Source organism: Exiguobacterium sp. s43 (assembly GCF_018617255.1).
In the GTDB taxonomy this organism is placed as follows: Bacteria; Bacillota; Bacilli; order Exiguobacteriales; family Exiguobacteriaceae; genus Exiguobacterium; species Exiguobacterium profundum.
Genome location: NZ_JACSJT010000001.1, coordinates 796,101 through 811,934, shown reverse-complemented (window position 1 = coordinate 811,934; position 15,834 = coordinate 796,101). Strand labels below are relative to the sequence as shown.

Below are 15,834 nucleotides of genomic sequence, written 5' to 3'. Positions count from 1 at the left end.
TTTTTGTTAGCCAACTACAATATTAACGAGTTTTCCAGGAACGACAATGACTTTACGAACCGTCTTGCCTTCTGTGAACTCTTGGACACGCTCGTTCCCGAGTGCTTCCGCCTCAAGTGCTTCTTTTGATGCGTCACGCGAGACGTGCATTTTCGCACGAAGTTTCCCGTTCACCTGGATGACGACTTCAATCGTGTCGCTCACAAGTTTTGACTCATCGTATGTCGGCCAAGCCGCATACGTCAACTCTTCTGTCATGCCCATCTTCTCCCACAACTCTTCAGACAAGTGCGGCGCGACCGGTGAAAGCATCTTGATGAAGTCGGCCATTTGCGATTTCGGCAACGTCTCTTGTTTGTTCGCTTCATTGACGAAGACCATCAACTGCGAGATTGCCGTGTTGAAGCGAAGGGCTTCATAGTCCTCCGTGACTTTTTTCACCGTCTGATGATACGTGCGTTCAAAGTCTGCAGTCGGTGCCACGTCTGCGAAGTTCGTCTGATCGAATAAACGCCAAACGCGGTCGAGGAAGCGACGTGCCCCGTCAAGACCATTCGTCGACCATGCGATTGCTGCATCAAGTGGTCCCATGAACATTTCGTAAAGACGAAGTGTATCGGCTCCGTGCGACTTCACGATATCATCCGGGTTGACGACGTTCCCACGAGATTTCGACATCTTCTCGTTGTTCTCCCCGAGGATCATCCCTTGGTTGTAGAGTTTTTGGAACGGTTCGTTCGTCGGGACGACACCGATATCGTAAAGAACTTTATGCCAGAAACGTGCATAGAGCAAGTGAAGAACGGCATGCTCCGTACCCCCGATATACAAGTCGACTGGAAGCCAACGCTTGAGTTTCTCAGGATCCGCAATCATCTCTTCGTTATCTGGATCGATGTAACGGATGTAGTACCAGCAGCTACCTGCCCATTGTGGCATCGTGTTCGTCTCGCGACGACCTTTTTCCCCTGTGACCGGATCTGTATACGTCAACCACTCTTCTGCGTTCGCAAGTGGCGACTCACCTGTACCAGATGGTTTGATTTCATCGATGATCGGAAGTTCGAGCGGAAGTTCTTCGACCGGTACCGTCTTCATCGTTCCGTCTTCCATATGGACGACCGGAATCGGCTCGCCCCAGTAACGTTGACGGCTGAACAACCAGTCACGAAGACGATATGTCGTCTTCGCACGCCCTGTGCCACTAGCTTCGAGCTCTTCAATGATCGTCTTGATGGCATCGGCTTTATTAAGTCCGTTCAAGCTACCAGAGTTGACGTGCTCACCGTCTTCGACGTAAGCCGCCTCTTCCACGTTTCCACCTTTGACGACTTCACGGATCGGGAGGTCGAACGTTTTCGCAAACTCATAATCGCGCTCATCGTGTCCAGGAACAGCCATGACTGCACCTGTCCCATATGTCGAGAGAACGTAGTCCGCTGTCCAAATCGGAAGTTTCTCGCCGTTCACCGGGTTGATCGCATAAGAGCCCGTGAAGACACCTGTCTTCTCTTTGGCAAGGTCTGTACGCTCGAGGTCCGTCTTCTTCGAGACTTCCTCAATGTATGCTTCGACTGCCGTCGATTGTTCCGGTGTCGTGACCACTTTCGTGAACGGATGCTCTGGTGCGAGTGTCACGTATGTCGCCCCGTGAAGTGTATCTGGACGTGTTGTGAATACCGTGACGATCTTATCATGACCGTCGACCTTAAAGTCGACCTCGGCACCGACCGATTTGCCAATCCAGTTGCGTTGCATCTCTTTCACGCTCTCAGGCCAATCGAGACCTTCCAAGTCTTCAAGCAAACGCTCTGCGTATTCTGTGATACGAAGCACCCACTGCTTCATCGGGACACGGTAAACAGGGTGGTTCCCACGCTCTGACAAGCCATCGATGACTTCCTCGTTCGCAAGGACCGTACCGAGAGCCGGGCACCAGTTGACCGCAACTTCATCGACGTATGCGAGATCACGTTCGAAGAGTTGCGTGAAGATCCACTGCGTCCATTTATAGTATTTCGGGTCCGTCGTGCTAATTTCACGGTCCCAATCGTATGAGAATCCGAGTTCTTTCAACTGACGGCGGAACGTCTCGATGTTGCGCGCTGTGAATTCACGCGGGTCGTTCCCTGTGTCGAGTGCATATTGCTCGGCAGGAAGACCGAATGCATCCCAGCCAATCGGATGAAGAACGTTATATCCTTGCATCCGTTTCATACGAGCGATGATATCCGTCGCCGTATAACCTTCCGGGTGACCAACGTGAAGACCTGCACCGGATGGGTACGGGAACATATCAAGGACATAGAAACAATCCTTCTCCGGGTCTTCTGTCGTTTTAAATGCTTCTTTCTCTTCCCAACGCTTTTGCCACTTCGGCTCGATTTCTTGATGTTTAAAATAGCTCAACATTCTTCCTCCTCTGCATAATAAAAAGCCTTCCGTCCCCGAAAATGGGACGAAAGGCTTGAAAGCTCTCCGCGGTACCACCCATGTTGCATTGCTGCCACTTGAGACGCCGGTAACGAGGCGTAACCCCGGTTTTCCCTACTCGTTTCAGGAAAACAGCTCCAAGGCGAGTTCACAACATCCGCTTATCGATTCACACCATCCATCGACTCTCTTTGAAACGGAACGTTCGCTACTAGTCCTCTTCAACGCTTGCTATTCATCGTAGTCTATTTTAGCCCATTCTGAAATTCAACGTCAACTTGAAGTTTTCAAGCTTTGACTTGTTTTTGCGTTGAGATGGTTTTAACAGCAAAGAACGCAATTAATCCGAATCCCACTTTATTGATTAAATCCGCAACGTTGTAAATCAATTCGCGCACGAGCTGAACTTCAATCCCTGTTGCGAACAATGTCACCGCATAGCCGATTGGGTAAATCGCCCACCCAATCAAAATGAAGAGACGCATGTTGAGTAACGCCTTCCGAATAGGTGGAGGTGACGTCTCCGCCGCTTTCGTGACGTTCGTGAAGAGCAAGTAAATGATATAAAGCCACGCAATACAACCTACAATATATCCCCAAAGTCCAAGTTGCGTGAATCCGCCGTTCAAGTTAATGGACGACTCGCCGAGATAACCGGCAACAATCATGATGATATCCGCGATAATCAACTTCGTTAATAAACCGGTCTTCATCTTCCCTTGCAGGCTAAGCAGTAGCGGAAACTTGATTAAGAGTAAGGGTGTCGTGACAAGCCAATCGATATACCGAATCTCCGTCGGAAACCCGGTGATTTCCGATAGTAATCCAGAATCGCCGACCGCATCCTTCATAAAGTAATAATGAATCGCTGCTACAAACGTAACGAGTGCCGCCACCGTCGCGACCGAACGGTACTCGGGATCCAGACTGCTCCGCTCAACGAGAAAATACAAAGTCGCAGCCGCCATTCCTACAAAACCAACCCAAAACATATACTGCGTTGCCAACACGAGTAAATTGACTTCCTCGTTCATCATGCCCATCCCCTTCAATGAGAATTGACCGACAACAACATATGTGGTGAAAGGATCCTTCACCTAAATTTTATCCTCGAAAGTCAATAGGTCGAAGCTTTAAATCTGTAGAGAATATGCGCAAAGTCACGAATTTTGAACATTTAATGAACGAATGCGTAAAAAGACAATGTTAGCTGTGATAATCAGCAAAATAATCAATGTAAATACTGCATTCATGCCGAACGCGTCGAATAATAAACCGGAGAACGTCGGTCCAATCATTCGACCGACGGATGCTGCGATATTGACGAGCCCTTGGTATTGCCCAGCTTTCCCAGGTGGGGCAAGCTTCGCCGCAATCGTCGGAACAGCCGGCCAGACAAACATCTCCCCGATGGTCATGACAACCATCGCGACCATGAACATCCCGAATCCACCAGCGAATGGGACAATCAAGAACGCACCGAGGAAGATGGATGCCCCGATGATCAATTGACGTTTTAAGTCGTCCTCAAACTGTCGTAAGACGCGGTTGAGCAACGGTTGTGCGAAGACAATCATCGCCCCGTTCACTGTCCAAAGGAGTGAGTATTGACTGATTGTGACGCCGAGATCTTTCGAGTGAACCGCAATCGTCCCCTGCCATTGAACATACACGAACCAAAGCACCGCATAACCGACGGCGACATACCACATCGATTTCATCGTCGCACTCGATAGTGACGTGGCGGCCGTTTCTAGTTGCGACTGAACGACAGGACGTGCCGGGTTTTTCAAATAACGCAGTCCAAACAAGAGCACCACGACAAATAAGACCGATAAGAAGAAGTTCGCATAAAAAATCCACTCGATGTTAAATCGAGCGATTTGACCACTCATTGCCGTACCGAGGGCGACCCCCACGTTTTGCGCGACGTAAATCGCATTGAACGAACGGCGTCCCCCTTCTGGCCAAATGAGACCCGCAAACGCATATACGGTCGGAAAGACGAGTCCACCTGAAAGACCGATCAATCCGAGCCATACGAGATAGCCGAAGAACGTGGCATGAAACAGTAAAAATCCAAGCGAGCTCGCGAGCAAGAGACCGACAGAAATCATCAACGTCGTCTTCCCACCGATTCGATCGAATAGCGTCCCTCCGATGTAGTTCCCGACAATCGCGAGTGCCGAGTTCACAAGAAGCGCCACCCCAGCAAGCGTCATCGACTCACCTAAAAAATCATGAATATACAGTGTGTTAAATGGCCATAAAAAAGACGCCGCCGTTGTATTGAGCGCCATCGCAATGACTAAAATCCATACCGAAATTGGCATTTTATTGTTCACACCAAGTCCTCCTTTCATTCTTCTTTCACATTAAAAAAATCGGCACAAAAAGGCCGAATCGACAAGATTTCCTTATCAAACCTAAACGAACGCCAACGAAGTGTCAAGAAAAATTACTTATTATGAAGTTTTGTCATTTTCCGTTTGTGATAGGATGAGCAAGGAAGGAGAGATGAACATGAATCCATTCGGTCAAAATCGCTACCATACACTAAATGAGGCGTATCGCCGAGAGTACGGGGGCAAGGTGTTTAAAGTGCCACTCGATGGTGGCTTCACGTGCCCGAACCGTGACGGACGTGTCTCAAAAGGCGGATGCACCTTCTGTTCGGACGATGGAAGTGGTGATTTCGCGGGAAATGCTTGCGATCCGATTCCCGTTCAATTTGCAGAAGTGAAGGCTCGTCTCCACCGGAAGTGGAAAAATGCCAATTATATTGCTTATTTCCAAGCGTTTAGTAATACGTATGCACCAGTCGAGCGGTTACGTGAATTGTATGAACCGGCACTAAATGAGGATGGGGTCGTCGGTCTCTCGATTGCGACACGTCCTGACTGCTTGCCGGACGACGTCGTCGCCTATTTAGCAGAGTTGAATGAACGGACTTCCCTTTGGGTAGAGCTTGGTCTTCAGACCGTACACGACACCACCGCTAAAAAGATCAATCGCGGGCACGACTATCAATCGTTTTTGACCGGTCTTGCGAAACTTCGCCGTCACAATATTCGTGTCTGCGTTCATATCATCAATGGCCTCCCAGGTGAGACACCAGAGATGATGCTCGACACGGCACGAGAAGTTGCTAAAATGGACATACAAGGAATCAAGATCCATTTACTTCACGTCTTGAAACACACACCGCTCGCCCGTCAATATGAGAAAGGACTGCTCGACTTGATGGAGGAAGACACATACGTCTCCCTCGTCTGTGATCAACTCGAACGGATTCCTCCCGAGGTGATCGTCCATCGTTTGACAGGAGACGGTCCTCCCGACCTCTTGATCGGTCCGCTATGGAGCCGTCACAAGATGCAGGTGCTAAACAAGATTCGTGCGGAATTGGAGCGCCGGGATTCTTTTCAAGGAAAAAAGAAGGATGAGATGTATGGGATTAATGAGAGTACTACCTTTTGCAAAACAATTACTACATGACCATCTCGAGGAAGGTCAGGTCGCCATCGATATGACGGCCGGGAACGGACACGATACGTTGTTCTTAGCGAATGCTGTAGGCGAGACAGGACATGTCTATGCTTTTGATATCCAATCAGAAGCTGTAGCAGCCACAAAGGCGCGGGTTGAAGAAGCGGATGTCAGTGAACGTGTGACCGTGATTCATGATAGTCACGATACGGTCCAAGCGGTCGTTGAAAAGGAAGCGCGTCCGATCACCGCGGCCGTCTTCAACTTAGGGTATTTACCGGGAAGTGATAAATCGATCACGACACACGGAAATACGACGATTGCCGCATTATCCCAACTATTAGACGTCATGGCTGTCGGTGGCGTCATCGTCATCGTGATTTACCACGGACATGAAAGTGGGAAAGTCGAACGAGACGAGGTGCTTCATTATGTAGAGTCCCTCGATCAAAAACAGGCAGGCGTCCTGCGTTATGGATTTATCAACCAAGTCAATCATCCCCCATTCATCGTGGCGATTGAAAAACGTGCATAAGAAAAAGGCGGCTCATTAGAGTCGCCTTCTGTCATTCTTGAATCAATTCATAAAACGTCATGAGGGTTTCCGCGAATTTCGTGTTCAATCGTTCGTAACCAAAGTGTGGGAATCCTTCCAATCGCCGGATATACACTTGGTCCCCACCGATTTTTCGACAAACATTCAACGTCAACTTCACGTCCGCAAACTGGTCGTCTGGTGCATAGAAACAGGCGAGCGGAAGGCGTGGCAGATGCTTCTTCTCTTCCTGATGCTCGACGATTTCTTCTTCGATCTCCCGATATTGCGCATATGTGATTTCTCCGAATCGGGACGACTCGTCTCCGCCGCCAGTAAATGTCATCATCCCAAGTGGCAAGTCAGGACGAAAACGGTCGACAGCACTTGCGACGACTTGTTTCAACCCACCGATTTGACGAGTGGCATGCCAATCAAACAATGGGGAGATATATGTGAGACTCCCGAGTGGCACATCGTACTCCTGTAAAAGGCGATTCGTTAAGAGTGCGCCAAGACTGAATGCCACGACATGAATCGGTAATTTATATTCTCCTGCCTCGCGCAATGCTCGCTTGATTAGTTGCTTATGGTCACCCGCCGTCAATCCAATCGATTGTTCGCGGACGACGATGACTTCATACTCGTCTTCGAGCCGTCGAATAAAGTTCTCGCTGATCCGTGACGTGAATTGTAACGGATACACGATGACGATGACTCCTTTTCGTACTTCTTCATTTGCCATACAGCCGTCACCTCGTTTATAGACTACATTCATTGTATCAAAAAAACATCAGCCGCAACTGATGTTTAAATAAAATCCGTCTGGAGGCTTAGCTCGGGTCATATCGTAAATGGATGAGTTCCATCGGGCGATCATACACCTCTTCCTGGATGCGATTCACTTCTTTGAAAGATTGATGCAAGAGGAAGGCGATTGCTTGCTCATTCGAATTCTCAACGTACACTTCCATCGGCTGTTCTTTTTTCGATTGAAGGTGGGCCAAAAAGGCTGCGCCGTAGCCGTTTCGATGATAATCGGGGTGCAGATAGAGGCGGAGCATCTCCCACATGTCACCGCGATCGATGGCATGACAAAATCCGATGACATCTTCTTCATATTCGCCAACGATAAAATACTGTTCTCGTGCTTCTTCACTTGAACTGATTGCTCGTACAATCTCTTCTTGCCGATACGCGCGTTCCATCGCTCTCGTTCGATTGGAATCATCCTGTGAAATGGTCGCCAGCGCGATGTTCCGAATCAGCGTCGCATCTTCTGGCACTGCTTCCCTCATGTTCATGACAGCTTCCCCCTTTTGGCCAATCTATTTGTATCATTCCCTATCCCGGTGTTTTTATCCTGCTCCTTCATTTCTTTTTCATGACGATTCATCAGAAAACGTTACGTAGACATTGCTCTAGGGTATAACACAACCAATGCCAATCAAACGAAGGAGTGGAACCACATGGAACCTAGACAAGAACATGACCCGAAAGTAGAACAGACAGCAAACCCGAACCGCCAATTCGATCAATTGGACGGGGGAAGTCCAAAAATCAGTGTCGTGACCGGGATGTTGCTCGGTGCACTCGTCGGTGGTCTACTCGCCTTACTTAGCTCCTCGAACCGGGAGCAGACAAAGCAATCCCTCTCGAATGCGAAATCGTCGGTCGGGGGCATCGTCAACGAAGTGAAACAAGATCCTGCCGGAAAGGCGTCTCAAGTCATTGAACAAGTGAAGTCGGCCTCGACAAAGATTCAAGAAGTCTCTACAGATGTTCAAAACGTATACGAAAAAGTCGTCGGGGAAGTCGATACCGTGAAAGAGGACGTCACTAAAATCGTCGAGACGGCTCAAGAGGCCAAGTCGGACTTACAGGACATCGGGGAGAAAGTCGTCGAAGCGAAGGATACGGCGCTTGGACAAGATCCGACAACCGATTCTTCATCCGATTCGAACAAACAGGTACCACCGACAGCATAAAAAAACGACCTTTCCTCGGAAAGGTCGTTTTTGATGATTACGCGAAACGTTTCGCGCCTTCTTCAAGAATGGCTGCTTTATCTGTTTGCTCCCATGGGAGTTCGATGTCTGTACGACCGAAGTGACCGTAAGCTGCCGTTTGTTTGTAGATTGGGCGACGAAGGTCAAGCATCTTGATGATGCCTGCTGGACGGAGATCGAAGTTCTCGCGAACGAGTTCAACGAGTTCCGTTTCGCTCAATTTACCTGTGCCGAACGTATCGACAGCGATTGATACTGGGTGTGCAACACCGATTGCGTATGCAAGTTGAACTTCTGCTTTATCAGCAAGTCCTGCTGCAACGATGTTTTTCGCTACATAGCGGGCTGCGTATGCCGCTGAACGGTCAACTTTTGTAGGATCTTTACCAGAGAATGCACCGCCACCGTGACGAGCGTATCCACCGTACGTATCGACGATGATCTTACGTCCAGTCAAACCTGCGTCCCCTTGTGGTCCACCGATTACGAAGCGACCAGTCGGGTTGATGAAGTATTTTGTTTCAGCATCGATGAGTTCAGCCGGAATGACTGCCTCGATGACATGTTTTTTCAAGTCTTCTTGAATTTGCTCAAGCGTGATTTCTTCAGCGTGTTGTGTCGAAATAACAATCGTATCGATGCGAACAGGGTTGTTGTCCTCATCATACTCGACCGTTACTTGCGTCTTCCCGTCCGGACGAAGGTACTCGAGCGTACCGTTCTTACGCACTTCAGCAAGACGACGTGACAACTTGTGTGCCAACGAGATTGGAAGCGGCATGAGCTCAGGTGTCTCGTTTGTCGCATATCCGAACATAAGACCTTGGTCTCCTGCACCGATTGCATCGAGTTCCTCTTCAGTCATCTGACCTTCACGTGCTTCAAGCGCCTGGTCAACACCTTGCGCGATGTCTACCGATTGCTCATCGATTGACGTCAAGACCGCACACGTTTCAGCATCAAAGCCATATTTCGCACGCGTGTATCCGATTTCGCGGATTGTTTCACGGACAACTTTCGGGATATCCACGTAAGTTGACGTTGTGATTTCACCAGCTACGAGTACAAGACCTGTTGTGACAGACGTTTCTGCCGCAACACGGGCATTCGGGTCTTCCGCTAAAATGGCATCCAAGATGGAGTCAGAGATCTGATCACAAATTTTGTCTGGATGTCCTTCAGTAACCGACTCTGAAGTAAAAAGTCGACGGTTCAATTTTGACATTCAAAAAACCTCCTATAATAAGGGTATTATGTGGACGGTACTCGTTCCCCTTACGCGTTGCTTTGGGACGGTAATGAAAAAAACCTCCCCCGATGACATACATGGGGAAAGGTTGAATCGTTCTTCCTTACCCTCTTATCGTTCGAAGCTAATGGCTTCGCTTCAGGATAGCACCTTTTCCGCACAAGACTTCATGTCGGACGGTTGCTGGGCTTCGTAGGGCCTTGTTCCCTCCACCGCTCAGAATAAGAGTATCCGTTACGAAAACCATCATATAAATGACACTCGATTATGTCAAGGGAATCGGACGAATTCGTAAAAGTTTTCACAGACTTGCAAAACATTTCTGTTTGTGAATCGTCAAACATTTTTTTATTTCGTTTCTTTTTTTTAACACCTTGTGATAAGAGAATGTGATAAAATGACTTTGTAAGAAAGCGCTTACTTAGAGAGAAGAAACGCTTGTGTTTAATTAGTGTGTCACATATAATTAAAAATGTCATACTGATTAATCGTAATCGCGGAAGTATGCGGATTTCATCCACATCTATTTAGGGGAAAGGTGGGATTCAGGATGGCGACAACGCTCCTGAAAATCGAAGAATTAATTAATGGTGCCGACATGTTACGGAACTTGACGGTTCCAGAGCTGGTGGAAGAAGCCATTCAAAATGGTGAAGGTGTACTGACAAAAGACGGGGCATTATCTGTCAGCACCGGTGCTTTTACCGGACGGTCACCGAAAGACAAATTCGTCGTACAAGATGAAGTCAGCAACAACCTCGTCGATTGGGGTAAAGTGAACCAACCGATCGCAGAAGAGAAGTTTTCAGCACTTCTTGACAAAGTTCTCAACCATTTAGAAAAGAAGGATAAGCTGTATTATCTAGAAGCATCCGCTGGTGCAGATGAACACTATACGTTGCCTGTCCGTGCCATTACGGAGTATGCGTGGCACAGTCTGTTCGCCAAACAATTGTTCTTACGCGAATGGCCGACGAAAGGTGCGTTCGACCCGTTCACGGTCATTTATGCACCGAGCTATAAAGCAGACCCTGCGGTCGATGGTACGAACTCTGAGACGTTCATTCTCGTCTCATTCGCCAAGCGCACGATTCTGATCGGGGGAACAGAATACGGTGGCGAAATTAAAAAATCTATCTTCTCCGTCATGAACTTCTTGCTACCTGAGCAGAACGTGTTATCGATGCACTGTTCAGCAAACGTCAACGATGCGAACGAAACGGCACTCTTCTTCGGATTGTCGGGCACTGGGAAGACAACGCTCTCGGCTGACCCTGAGCGTCACTTGATTGGAGACGACGAACACGGATGGTCACCGGACGGGGTCTTCAACATCGAAGGAGGTTGTTACGCGAAGACGATCAACTTGTCTCGTGAGAACGAACCTCAAATCTATGATGCGATTCGCTTCGGTTCATTGATTGAAAACGTCGTGTTGAATGAAGATCGTACACCGGACTATAAGAACATTTCCCTGACGGAAAACACACGTGCGGCATATCCAATCGAGTTCATCGACAATGCGATGCTCCCATCTCGCGCAGGTCATCCGAATACGATTGTCTTCTTGACGGCAGATGCATATGGCGTCTTGCCTCCGATCAGCAAACTGACGAAAGAACAGGCGATGTACCACTTCTTGTCGGGTTATACGTCAAAACTTGCCGGCACCGAGCGCGGTGTCACAGAACCACAGGCGACATTCTCGACTTGCTTCGGTTCACCGTTCCTTCCGCTCGCTCCAGAGCGTTACGCGGATATGCTCGGTAAATTGATTGAGGAACACGACGTGGATGTCTACCTCGTCAACACAGGTTGGACTGGCGGTGCATACGGTGAAGGTTCACGTATGAAACTCGCTTACACGCGTGCGATGGTCAACGCCGCAGTCAACGGTCAACTTCGCGACGTCGAGACGAAGAAACATGACATTTTCAACGTCGAGATTCCAGTAGCCATCGAAGGCGTACCGAGTAACGTGCTCAATCCACGTGACACGTGGAGCGACCCAGCTCGCTACGATGTCGAGGCGAAGGCACTCGCGATGAAGTTTAAAGAGAACTTCACACGGTTCACGAAAGCGAGTGAATCGGTCATCGCAGCCGGTCCACTGGTCATCTAATACGAAAGCACCGACTCATCGAGTCGGTGCTTTTGCTTGTTGTAGCATCCATTCCATCGCTTGTTCGGTCGTCTCCCATTTATCCCAAAACGGGAGTTGGTGTCCGAACGGAAGCACCCAAAACTCGGCCTGCTCACCTAATTTCTCGGCGACTGCCGTCGCATGGCGCAATCGGACCTGCTCATCATCCGTACCATGGATGATCAGCGTTGGAGCGCCCCATTCCTTATAGAGCGGAGAACGTTCCGTATATGCCGTTTCTGCCGATTCAGGGTCCCCGCCCGTCATGCGACGTAACATCTTCCGCATCGAGCGCTGCTCTTCATACGTCCACTCTAGATTCGTCACACCGGCCCATGAAGTGACAGTGGTGACCGGTCGTTCAGATGCGAGTGAGAGTGCCATCATCCCACCGCGCGAAAAACCGAGTGCATGAATCGGTCGTCCACTCGTTTGGACGCGATCATAGAGTGAGAGTACGTCTTCTAAATCCTCTCCACCGAAGTCTTCTTTTCCCGTACCTCCGTGATTGCCTCGATAAACCGGGGCCACCACATGAAAACCACGTGCCGCAAATTGCATGAGTCGCGGCAACCGGACGTCTCCGATTCGTGCCGTCCCCCCTCGTAAGTACATCAATACCTGTCCGTTCGACCGTTTCGGTTCAATCGAATAGGCGACAACCTCTTCCCCATCATTTGTCGTATACCACCCACGCGTCACCCGATAACCGGCATAAGGTGGCAAGACGTCGACCCGATCAAACCAAGTGTTGCTCATGGAGCACCCTCATCGTTTCAGGTAAGACACGGTCTTTCATCATAAAACTGTAACGTGGATTCCGTAGTAGGTTGTCCGGCAAGAAATCGATCAAGACGGCCCCATCCGTCTCGTCGACTGCGGGATGATCTTCGAATCGTTCGATTTCCGCAAAATAAATGTTTTTGATGACGGTGTCGCCGCGGCCGAGCACACGATACTGCCCCATGTATCGTAATGTCTTGACGACGCCTCCGGTCTCTTCATATACTTCCCGGATGGCAGCGGCATCCTCATGTTCGCCCGGCTCGACTTTCCCACCTGGGAATTCGAGCCCTCGTTGCTTATGTTTCGTCAATACCCATTTGTCCTTATATCGGGCGACGACCCAGACGTGGAGCGGCGTGTCTGAGAACGGATAATGGGTGAAGCTTAACTCGACTTGATTATGATAGTAATCCTTGAATGTCTTCATAGTCCATCCCTTTCTTTCCCCTGTCTACTCTCACTTTACCTTGTCTGCACCCAGTTTCAAACAAAAAAATCGGTCCGACACGCGGACCGATTCGTTTTCTTATTGATTCAAGCGTTTTTCAAGTTCTGCTTTTTGTTCTTCATACCCTGGTTTACCGAGTAATGCGAACATGTTCGCTTTGTATGCTTCAACGCCAGGTTGGTTGAACGGGTTCACCCCGAGGATGTATCCGCTCATTGCACATGCTTTCTCGAAGAAGTAGAACAAGTAACCGAGGTGGTAAGGTGTCATCTCTGGCAATTCGACGACAAGGTTCGGTACGTCCCCATCTGTATGTGCGAGGAGCGTCCCTTCTGTCGCCTTGTCGTTCACGAATTGGATTGTTTCGCCTGCGAGGAAGTTCAAACCATCCAAGTCTTGTGCGTCTTCTGGGACATTCATTGTGTGACGGACTTCTTTCACACGGATGACTGTCTCGAACAAGTCGCGACGGCCTTCTTGAATGTATTGACCCATCGAGTGAAGATCAGTCGAGAAGTCGACAGCCGCAGGGAAGATCCCTTTGTTGTCTTTCCCTTCTGATTCTCCGTAAAGCTGTTTCCACCACTCTGACACGTAGTGTAGAGCTGGTTCGTAGTTGACGAGCATCTCAATCGATTTACCTTTCGCATAGAGAGCATTACGTACGACTGCATACTGATACGCTTCGTTCTCAGCCAATTCTGGCGAGCTGTAGGCGTTTTGTGCATCGCGTGCGCCTTCCATCAAAGCATCGATATCGATTCCTGCAGCGGCAATCGGAAGAAGTCCGACCGGTGTGAGGACAGAGAAACGTCCACCGACGTCATCTGGAATAACGAACGTCTCGTAACCTTCAGCGTCCGCGAGCGTCTTGAGGGCGCCACGGGCACGGTCTGTCGTCGCATAGATCCGCTCACGCGCTCCGTCTTGACCATACTTGTCTTCCATGAATTGCTTGAGGACACGGAATGCGATCGCAGGTTCTGTCGTCGTTCCTGATTTCGAGATGACGTTGATTGAGACGTCTTTCCCTTCAAGCACTTGAAGCAACTCTCTCATATACGTTGAAGAGATGTTATGGCCCGCATAGAATACTTGTGGCGCCTTGCGCTCTTCTTTTGACAATACGTTGAAGAACGAATGTTGAAGCATTTCGATCGCTGCACGGGCACCGAGGTAAGAACCTCCGATTCCGACGACGACGAGAACATCTGAATTCTCGCGAATTCGTTCCGCCGCAGCTTTGATTCGTGCGAACTCATCTTGATCGTATTCGGTCGGAAGGTCGACCCACCCAAGAAAATCACTTCCGGCACCGCTCCGCTCGTGAATCACCGAGTGGAGAGTTTTTACCGTTTCTTGCATTTGGTCGATTTCATGCTTCCCTACGAATGAGAGCGCGTTTGAATAATCGAAACGTACAGTTGACATGTCATTTCCTCCTTTAAATCGCTCGTAAAAGAGCCATACATGACCCATCATAAACGGAAAGTCTAGATTCGTTCAATCATTATTGCAAAATAGGCAAGAAATCGCCTTATTTACTTAGTTCGAGAATATGCGCAACATCTTCCCGTTCGAGCGTACGGAAACGACCAAATGCACCACGTTTCATCGCAGAATCAAGAATCGCATCGAATGTCGACTCGTCGATATCGTAGTCACGAAGCGAGTTCGGTGCACCGAGTTGATCGAAGAACGCACGGATGGCCTCGATTGTACGCTTCCCTGTCTCTAAATCCGTTGCACCTGGCTCCACATCGAACACTTCCGTACCGAGTCGAGCAAAGCGAGCCGCATTGTCTTCATCCAACACATGTTCCATCCAACGCGGGAAGAGGATCGCGAGGCCCCCAGCATGCGGGATGTCATGGACAGCAGATACGGCGTGTTCGATGTTGTGCGATGCCCAGTCACCGGCTGCACCCATTTGAAGTACACCGTTCAATGCCATCGTACCTGAGAATAAGATGATGGCACGGAGGTCTACGTTTTCTAAATCGTTGACGAGTTTCGGTGCCGATTCGACGACCGCTTTCAACACACCTTCTGTCATGCGTTCTTGTACCGGCGCATGGTTCGGGTGGAAGTATTGCTCGAAACAGTGGCTCATCATGTCGACGATGCCATAAATTGTCTGGTCTTTTGGAACTGACACGGTGTAACGTGGATCGAGGATCGAGAATGTCGGGAATACAAGTGGGTGACCCCAACCGAACTTCTCTTGAGTCTCCCAGTTCGTGATGACCGATCCCGAGTTCATCTCCGACCCTGTCGCAGCGAGTGTAAGGACTGTCCCGAATGGTACCGCCTCTGTCGGGATATGTTCACGAAGTACGATGTCCCACGCGTCCCCGTCATATGGAATCGCTGCTGAAATCAGTTTTGTGCAGTCGATGACGGAACCGCCACCGACAGCTAGCAAGGCATCAACGTCCTCTTCACGCGCAAATTTCACCGCACGACGTACAGTCTCAATCCGTGGGTTCGGTTCAACACCTGAGAAGTCTACGTATGAGATACCGGCTTTTTCAAGCTCGGCCACGACTTCATCGTACGTCCCGTTCTTTTTGATGCTTCCGCCACCATAGACGAGCATCACTTTCTTCGCGTCAAGCGCTTCTAGTTCTCCACCTAATTTTTCGACCTGATGTGTCCCAAAAATTAGTTTTGTCGGGTTTTTGTATTCAAAGTTGTGCATAAGTTAACCTCCTCATAGAAATATGTAACACCTACACTATA

General features: G+C 49.2%; 14 protein-coding genes, 1 riboswitch and 1 other annotated feature. Of the genes, 4 read left to right on the top strand and 10 right to left on the bottom strand.

Going from position 1 to position 15,834, the window contains the following annotated elements; translation table 11 throughout:
- Positions 1-6: 6 nt before the first annotated feature.
- The 3 genes from leuS to KNO79_RS04160 form a co-directional block, all read right to left on the bottom strand.
- Complete coding sequence (leuS, locus tag KNO79_RS04170) at positions 7-2,412, bottom strand: leucine--tRNA ligase (RefSeq protein WP_214690709.1); 2,406 nt, start codon at positions 2,410-2,412, stop codon at positions 7-9.
- Positions 2,413-2,451: 39 nt separating this feature from the next.
- Positions 2,452-2,667 (bottom strand) — a binding site (T-box leader).
- 53 nt (positions 2,668-2,720) lie between these two features.
- Positions 2,721-3,467, bottom strand: a complete 747-nt coding sequence (locus tag KNO79_RS04165; protein ID WP_214690708.1) for a bacteriorhodopsin-like — start codon at positions 3,465-3,467, stop codon at positions 2,721-2,723.
- Positions 3,468-3,593: 126 nt separating this feature from the next.
- Positions 3,594-4,778, bottom strand: coding sequence for an MDR family MFS transporter (locus KNO79_RS04160; protein WP_308162651.1), 1,185 nt, complete (start codon positions 4,776-4,778; stop codon positions 3,594-3,596).
- Positions 4,779-4,956: 178 nt separating this feature from the next.
- Here KNO79_RS04160 and mnmL point away from each other — a divergent pair, with 178 nt between their 5' ends.
- Both mnmL and mnmM read left to right on the top strand, forming a co-directional pair.
- The gene (gene mnmL, locus KNO79_RS04155; RefSeq protein ID WP_214690706.1) at positions 4,957-5,931 is read left to right on the top strand and encodes a tRNA modification radical SAM protein MnmL/YtqA; all 975 of its coding nucleotides are present in this window, start codon (positions 4,957-4,959) and stop codon (positions 5,929-5,931) included.
- Complete coding sequence (gene mnmM / locus KNO79_RS04150) at positions 5,885-6,457, top strand: tRNA 5-(aminomethyl)-2-thiouridylate-methyltransferase MnmM (protein WP_074036434.1); 573 nt, start codon at positions 5,885-5,887, stop codon at positions 6,455-6,457. The genes mnmL and mnmM overlap by 47 nt, the downstream gene beginning before the upstream one ends.
- A 31-nt stretch (positions 6,458-6,488) precedes the next feature.
- Here mnmM and KNO79_RS04145 read toward each other — a convergent pair whose 3' ends face one another.
- Entirely contained in the window at positions 6,489-7,202 is a 714-nt protein-coding gene (locus KNO79_RS04145; RefSeq protein WP_074036433.1) for an alpha/beta fold hydrolase, read from the bottom strand.
- 88 nt (positions 7,203-7,290) lie between these two features.
- The gene (locus KNO79_RS04140; protein WP_159562569.1) at positions 7,291-7,761 is read right to left on the bottom strand and encodes a GNAT family N-acetyltransferase; all 471 of its coding nucleotides are present in this window, start codon (positions 7,759-7,761) and stop codon (positions 7,291-7,293) included.
- 165 nt (positions 7,762-7,926) lie between these two features.
- Here KNO79_RS04140 and KNO79_RS04135 point away from each other — a divergent pair, with 165 nt between their 5' ends.
- Positions 7,927-8,445 (top strand): hypothetical protein, encoded by a 519-nt coding sequence (locus tag KNO79_RS04135; protein ID WP_196430939.1) that lies wholly within the window; start codon positions 7,927-7,929, stop codon positions 8,443-8,445.
- 37 nt (positions 8,446-8,482) lie between these two features.
- On the opposite strand, the gene metK is transcribed toward KNO79_RS04135, so the two are convergent.
- Complete coding sequence (gene metK, locus KNO79_RS04130; protein ID WP_012726792.1) at positions 8,483-9,691, bottom strand: methionine adenosyltransferase; 1,209 nt, start codon at positions 9,689-9,691, stop codon at positions 8,483-8,485.
- A 132-nt stretch (positions 9,692-9,823) separates the two neighbouring features.
- Positions 9,824-9,943, bottom strand: a riboswitch (SAM riboswitch).
- A 322-nt stretch (positions 9,944-10,265) separates the two neighbouring features.
- Between metK and pckA the strand changes: the two genes are divergently transcribed.
- Positions 10,266-11,837, top strand: coding sequence for a phosphoenolpyruvate carboxykinase (ATP) (gene pckA / locus KNO79_RS04125; protein ID WP_196430940.1), 1,572 nt, complete (start codon positions 10,266-10,268; stop codon positions 11,835-11,837).
- A 15-nt stretch (positions 11,838-11,852) separates the two neighbouring features.
- On the opposite strand, the gene KNO79_RS04120 is transcribed toward pckA, so the two are convergent.
- The 4 genes from KNO79_RS04120 to KNO79_RS04105 all read right to left on the bottom strand — a co-directional run bounded on the left by KNO79_RS04120 (position 11,853) and on the right by KNO79_RS04105 (position 15,793).
- Entirely contained in the window at positions 11,853-12,617 is a 765-nt protein-coding gene (locus tag KNO79_RS04120; RefSeq protein ID WP_214690705.1) for an alpha/beta hydrolase family protein, read from the bottom strand.
- A complete protein-coding gene (ytkD, locus tag KNO79_RS04115; RefSeq protein ID WP_214690704.1) occupies positions 12,598-13,071 on the bottom strand; it encodes an RNA deprotection pyrophosphohydrolase in 474 nt (157 codons plus the stop codon). The genes KNO79_RS04120 and ytkD overlap by 20 nt, the downstream gene beginning before the upstream one ends.
- A gap of 99 nt (positions 13,072-13,170) precedes the next feature.
- Positions 13,171-14,523, bottom strand: a complete 1,353-nt coding sequence (locus tag KNO79_RS04110) for a glucose-6-phosphate isomerase (RefSeq protein WP_074036426.1) — start codon at positions 14,521-14,523, stop codon at positions 13,171-13,173.
- Between the two features lie 106 nt (positions 14,524-14,629).
- The gene (locus KNO79_RS04105) at positions 14,630-15,793 is read right to left on the bottom strand and encodes an iron-containing alcohol dehydrogenase (RefSeq protein WP_159562574.1); all 1,164 of its coding nucleotides are present in this window, start codon (positions 15,791-15,793) and stop codon (positions 14,630-14,632) included.
- Positions 15,794-15,834 lie beyond the last annotated feature (41 nt).

Bases quoted from the DNA above. Each gene is read 5' to 3' on its own strand.
- KNO79_RS04145 (WP_074036433.1), bottom strand. From the start codon at position 7,202: ATGGCAAATGAAGAAGTACGAAAAGGAGTCATCGTCATCGTGTATCCG.
- metK (WP_012726792.1), bottom strand. From the start codon at position 9,691: ATGTCAAAATTGAACCGTCGACTTTTTACTTCAGAGTCGGTTACTGAA.
- KNO79_RS04120 (WP_214690705.1), bottom strand. From the start codon at position 12,617: ATGAGCAACACTTGGTTTGATCGGGTCGACGTCTTGCCACCTTATGCC.
- leuS (WP_214690709.1), bottom strand. From the start codon at position 2,412: ATGTTGAGCTATTTTAAACATCAAGAAATCGAGCCGAAGTGGCAAAAG.
- KNO79_RS04165 (WP_214690708.1), bottom strand. From the start codon at position 3,467: ATGAACGAGGAAGTCAATTTACTCGTGTTGGCAACGCAGTATATGTTT.
- mnmL (WP_214690706.1), top strand. From the start codon at position 4,957: ATGAATCCATTCGGTCAAAATCGCTACCATACACTAAATGAGGCGTAT.
- KNO79_RS04140 (WP_159562569.1), bottom strand. From the start codon at position 7,761: ATGAACATGAGGGAAGCAGTGCCAGAAGATGCGACGCTGATTCGGAAC.
- KNO79_RS04105 (WP_159562574.1), bottom strand. From the start codon at position 15,793: ATGCACAACTTTGAATACAAAAACCCGACAAAACTAATTTTTGGGACA.
- mnmM (WP_074036434.1), top strand. From the start codon at position 5,885: ATGGGATTAATGAGAGTACTACCTTTTGCAAAACAATTACTACATGAC.
- ytkD (WP_214690704.1), bottom strand. From the start codon at position 13,071: ATGAAGACATTCAAGGATTACTATCATAATCAAGTCGAGTTAAGCTTC.
- KNO79_RS04135 (WP_196430939.1), top strand. From the start codon at position 7,927: ATGGAACCTAGACAAGAACATGACCCGAAAGTAGAACAGACAGCAAAC.
- pckA (WP_196430940.1), top strand. From the start codon at position 10,266: ATGGCGACAACGCTCCTGAAAATCGAAGAATTAATTAATGGTGCCGAC.
- KNO79_RS04110 (WP_074036426.1), bottom strand. From the start codon at position 14,523: ATGTCAACTGTACGTTTCGATTATTCAAACGCGCTCTCATTCGTAGGG.